Below are 4,520 nucleotides of genomic sequence, written 5' to 3' on the forward strand. Positions count from 1 at the left end.
ACGTTCATATAAAAATTTTTTAGGATGAGTAATATGAAATTTCGACCCTGCATTGATCTTCGAAACGGCAAAGTCGTCCAGATTGTGGGAAGCACCCTGTCCGACCAAACCCAGGAAAGTCTTGTCACCAATTTTGAAAGCGCCTTAACCCCGGAACAGTTTGCACAGATGTACCGGGCAGACCAACTTTTCGGTGGCCATGTCATTGCCCTTGGCCCTGGAAATACCAATGCCGCCCTCGATGCGCTGCAGGCCTTCCCCGGTGGTCTCCAGATGGGTGGCGGGATTAACCCTGACAATGCACACACCTTTCTGGATGCCGGCGCATCCCATGTCATCGTCACCTCCTATGTGTTCTCCAAAGGCCGCATGGACATGGACAAACTCAACGCCCTGGTGAATACCGTGGGCAAAAACCGTCTGGTTCTGGATCTAAGCTGCCGGAAAAGGGACGGACAATTCTGGATTGTGACAGACCGCTGGCAAAAATTTACCGAAATAGCCGTAACCCCGGCAACGATAAAACATCTGTCGGCATTCTGCGACGAATTTTTAATCCACGGCGTGGATGTGGAAGGCAAAATGCAGGGTATCCAGGAGGAACTGGTGACACTGCTGGGGGAACACAGCCCCATCCCTGCCACCTATGCCGGCGGCGCAGGGCGGTTTTCAGACCTGGACCGGGTAAAATCCCTTGGCAAGGGACGTGTGGACCTGACCATCGGTTCCGCCCTGGACATCTTTGGGGGCACCATCCCTTACCAAGAGGTGGTGGCTTGGCACAAGAATCAAATCTGACCGCTGAAACGTGACCTGAAAATCAAATTTTTAAAACGATTCTGGATAAAAACGCCTGCCGGATCAATTCCGGCAGGCGTTGAATCAGATAAATGATTTTATCCGGACATCCAAAGCCTGCTTGGACAAGGCCCCGGTGACCTGATCAACCAGGTTGCCGTTTTTCACGAAAAGCATGGTGGGAATGCTTTGGATGCGATATTTTGAGCTGGTCCCAGGATTTTCGTCCACATTGACTTTGGCTATTTTAAGCCGCCCCTTGTAAGTTTTTGCCAGGCCATCCAGAATCGGACCCACAGCCCGGCAGGGACCGCACCAGGGCGCCCAGCAGTCCACCAGCACCGGAAGGGATGATTGCATAACCTCCCGGTCAAAGTTGGCATCCGTAACGTTCACAGGGGCATCAAAAATTTCAAGGCGCAACGTGGTTCCGCACTTGCCGCACTTGGGATTTTCCGAAACCCTGTTTTCAGGTACCCGGTTTTTTGCCCCGCATTTCGTACACCGAATAATCAATTGATTCTCACCCATGTTGTTTATCCCTCTTTCTTGATGGTGAAATAAAATATCCAATGCAACCATAAACATCAGGCCGATCCGGACAGATTAGTGGCCGCAATGACAATAACTTGAAAGCCCCAAAATTTTGGCCGGGGCACTGATGGTCACGCCGAAAAACACGGCAGGTTTTCCGCAGTTCAAGAAATCAGTAATGGTGCCGTTCACGATGGTGGAGCCGGTGGCAAATATCATGTCGCACCAGTCAAGGGCTTCCTTGAAATTTTCACCGGATTCTATGCGAACACCGAACTTTTCGGTACCCACGTTGTCCGGGTCAAGGTCCAGTGCCCACATCGTGTTCTGTTTGGCAAGATATTCCAGAAATCTGGGTTGAAGTCCGACCAGAAGAATCTTTTTCCCTGAGAATTCTGGTTGCTCAATCAGGTTTTTGGCGCACGCGACCGGTTCCTTGTCCTTACAATGGATGGTTTTTTCACAAAGTTCCAGGGATCTGTAAACCGCATTAAGCCCTGCAATGAAAATTGCCCGGTCACTGGTTTTTGCATGGTCCAGTTCAAGCAGTCCCTCCACGGACAAAGAGATATCCGTGTACTCGTCCGTGAATGACTGGCCGGAAGCCCCATTAAATATTGCGGCCATCATCACCTCTTTGCCTTTGACAATGGGATAGTCATCATGATCCGGGGTGCCGATGGCTTCTTCTACGGACAATGGTTTGCATTTGATGTCAATTCTTTTATCTGCGAGATCGTGGCGGACAATTTCTGATTTTAAAGCCTCTTTTAGTTGAATGTAAATGTCGTTGATGGTCATTTTATTTCCTTTATGCGTTACGTTACCGCTTATGGCTATTCCAGGTTTTAACCAGGGTTGCGGCTTCATGCCCCGGATCATCTGCCTCAGATATTGCAGATACAACGAAAAAGCCGGAAACACCTGTCCGGGCAAGCTCCGGTATATCGGCAAGTTTGACGCCTCCGCCAACCACAACGGGAATTGAACTCAGCCGGGCAAGCGTTGTAATATCTTCAATGCTTCTTGTAATTCTTTTGCCGTCTATATCAAGTCCGCTGTCCGGTTTGGTCTTTGTTTCGTGCAAAGGACCTGCGCCAAAATAGTCAATGAGGCTGACATCGGCATTTTTTATGTACTCGAACAATTCATGGGTCCTGGCGGATAAGCCCACAATGGCATCAGGACCTAAATATTCCCGGCAGACCTCCACGGGGATATCAGACTGGCCCACATGGATGCCGTCAACCTTTACGCCTTGTTTTTTTGCCCCCAGAACCACGTCAAGGCGGTCATTCAACAACAGGGTCACAATGTCGGATTTACCGGCTTGGGCGATCACTTCGGACGCCTGGGCGGTTAATTCCATTAATTGCCTGGCAGACGCCGTCTTTGAGCGAATCTGCACGCATGTAACGCCTGCGTCCACCGCAGCCCGGATAATGGGCGCCACAGGCCGGCCTTTGGTATTCTCCGGCCCCACCACAAAATATGCTGAAATATCCAGTTTATTCCTCATGCCCATCCGTCCCTTCCAAAAGCGTGTTCACTTTATCAACTTTGGCCGTCATCATGTTTGTATATCCGGGCCGTATATCCGCTTTCAGAACAAGGCCCGTACGGATGCCTTTTTCGGCAAGTACGAATGCGGCCTCTTTTACAACCTTCATTACCTCATCCCACGGGCCTTCGATCTCCGTGAACATGGAACTGGTTCTATTTTTCAGACCTGATTCCCTGATGACTTTTATGACTTGTGCAACGTCTCTGCTAAGTTCATCACCTGTTCCGCTCGGTGATATGGCAACTGCAACCAATGTATTCATATATTAAACCTCCTCAATATCAAACGGGTTGTCTGCAATTTCCCTTGGTTCTGCTTTATATAATGCGTCAAGAAAGTGAACCTGGGCCAGAAATTGGGCTTCATCCGGCAGATAGACCATGGCTGCCGAACCGCCCACGGCAAGTTGGGCATTGGCGACAAAATTGATGGTCACCGAGTTGGTAACGGATCCTGCCATGGGATTGGTCTGCTTTACGGTTTCAACGGCTTGAATTATTCGGGCTTGAATATCTTTTTTAAAACCCATTGATAATTGTCCTCTCGCTGATATTATCCAAATCAAGTTCAACGCCCGCGTTTATTAGGGCCATGAAACTTTTAAATTTACCAACACGCCCCTTAGTCCGTTACCCATAGACAGGCATCCATTTATGTTTTGCTTTTTTAATTCACAGAGACTGATCACTAAACTCTACCGGACCTTATTGCCCTCAATAACAACCTCAGGGAATTCGGAGCCCCCACACCGTATATGAGCAATCCTGTCGTACAACCAGCGATACCAAGCAGTTCCACCCCGTTCAGATTCTCTCCCAAAAATAACCAGCCGAATACAGCGGTAATCACAGGTACAAAAGACATAAACAGAGAGACCACTATGGTACCGAGATGGTGTATTGCATAAGCCACACACATCAAGGCCACAATATTTACCACAATACCCTGATAAACCGCTTGCACCGTCAATTCAGAAATCTTTATTTGATCCAAAGATGTAGGCTGCAGAAGAAAAAAAGGAAGAAAGAGCACAACATTAACCAGTGGAACCATAACAATCACATCTTTGAAATGGACGTTCCATAATCGTATACCGGTCATATGGGCGGTATAGACAACAGCAGCTCCCACCAGCATCAACAATCCTCCCAACATGTCAGGACGCACCACACCACCCCCCGTCATTATAACGTTTGAAACAAAAATCAGTATAATGGCCAGATACTTGAGACACGATATTTTCTGACTGAAAATGAAGTATGCGGCCACAGTTCCGAGCACCGGCAGCATTCCGTTAACCAGTACACCAGCATGAGCAGCCCCAATCGTTTTTAATCCATAGAAAGATAACAGTGTGTATGGAAAACCTACTCCAAGGCCGACCACCAACCACTGAAACAGAGAATGCTTTTTCCAGTCGTACCACAGAAGAAGGGGCGATACAAAGCACAACGCCGTAGCATACCGCAGCATAGTTAAATCCGATGGCGTCAGGGGTGTTTTCATTCCATATCTGGAAAGGGTGATCCATCCTGACCAGATAAAAACGACGGCAACCCCACCAAAACACGCTATGACTTTTTTATATTTTTGCATTATTCAACAATCATCAGAGGTATTGATA

At 48.3% G+C, this 4,520-nt stretch carries 7 protein-coding genes; 1 reads left to right on the forward strand and 6 read right to left on the reverse strand.

The annotated features are described in order from the left end of the window. The first annotated feature begins 33 nt into the window (after nucleotides 1–33). The gene (gene hisA, locus AB7U36_RS19190) at nucleotides 34–798 is read left to right on the forward strand and encodes a phosphoribosylformimino-5-aminoimidazole carboxamide ribotide isomerase (RefSeq protein WP_428161257.1); all 765 of its coding nucleotides are present in this window, start codon (nucleotides 34–36) and stop codon (nucleotides 796–798) included. A gap of 84 nt (nucleotides 799–882) precedes the next feature. Here the strand turns inward: hisA and trxC are convergent, their stop codons facing one another. The 6 genes from trxC to AB7U36_RS19220 all read right to left on the reverse strand — a co-directional run bounded on the left by trxC (nucleotide 883) and on the right by AB7U36_RS19220 (nucleotide 4,492). Then, the gene (trxC, locus tag AB7U36_RS19195; RefSeq protein WP_428161258.1) at nucleotides 883–1,329 is read right to left on the reverse strand and encodes a thioredoxin TrxC; all 447 of its coding nucleotides are present in this window, start codon (nucleotides 1,327–1,329) and stop codon (nucleotides 883–885) included. Nucleotides 1,330–1,404: 75 nt separating this feature from the next. After that, complete coding sequence (locus AB7U36_RS19200; protein WP_428161259.1) at nucleotides 1,405–2,133, reverse strand: Rossmann-like domain-containing protein; 729 nt, start codon at nucleotides 2,131–2,133, stop codon at nucleotides 1,405–1,407. 22 nt (nucleotides 2,134–2,155) lie between these two features. Next, the gene (locus AB7U36_RS19205; RefSeq protein ID WP_428161260.1) at nucleotides 2,156–2,851 is read right to left on the reverse strand and encodes a thiamine phosphate synthase; all 696 of its coding nucleotides are present in this window, start codon (nucleotides 2,849–2,851) and stop codon (nucleotides 2,156–2,158) included. After that, nucleotides 2,841–3,158, reverse strand: a complete 318-nt coding sequence (locus AB7U36_RS19210) for an MTH1187 family thiamine-binding protein (protein ID WP_428161261.1) — start codon at nucleotides 3,156–3,158, stop codon at nucleotides 2,841–2,843. The genes AB7U36_RS19205 and AB7U36_RS19210 overlap by 11 nt, the downstream gene beginning before the upstream one ends. A gap of 3 nt (nucleotides 3,159–3,161) precedes the next feature. Beyond that, nucleotides 3,162–3,425 carry a hydroxyethylthiazole kinase gene (locus AB7U36_RS19215; RefSeq protein ID WP_428161262.1) on the reverse strand — a complete coding sequence of 88 codons (264 nt, stop codon included), beginning with the start codon at nucleotides 3,423–3,425 and terminating at the stop codon, nucleotides 3,162–3,164. A 158-nt stretch (nucleotides 3,426–3,583) separates the two neighbouring features. Next, nucleotides 3,584–4,492, reverse strand: a complete 909-nt coding sequence (locus tag AB7U36_RS19220; RefSeq protein WP_428161263.1) for a DMT family transporter — start codon at nucleotides 4,490–4,492, stop codon at nucleotides 3,584–3,586. Nucleotides 4,493–4,520: the final 28 nt, after the last annotated feature.

The organism is Desulfobacter sp. (genome assembly GCF_050177295.1).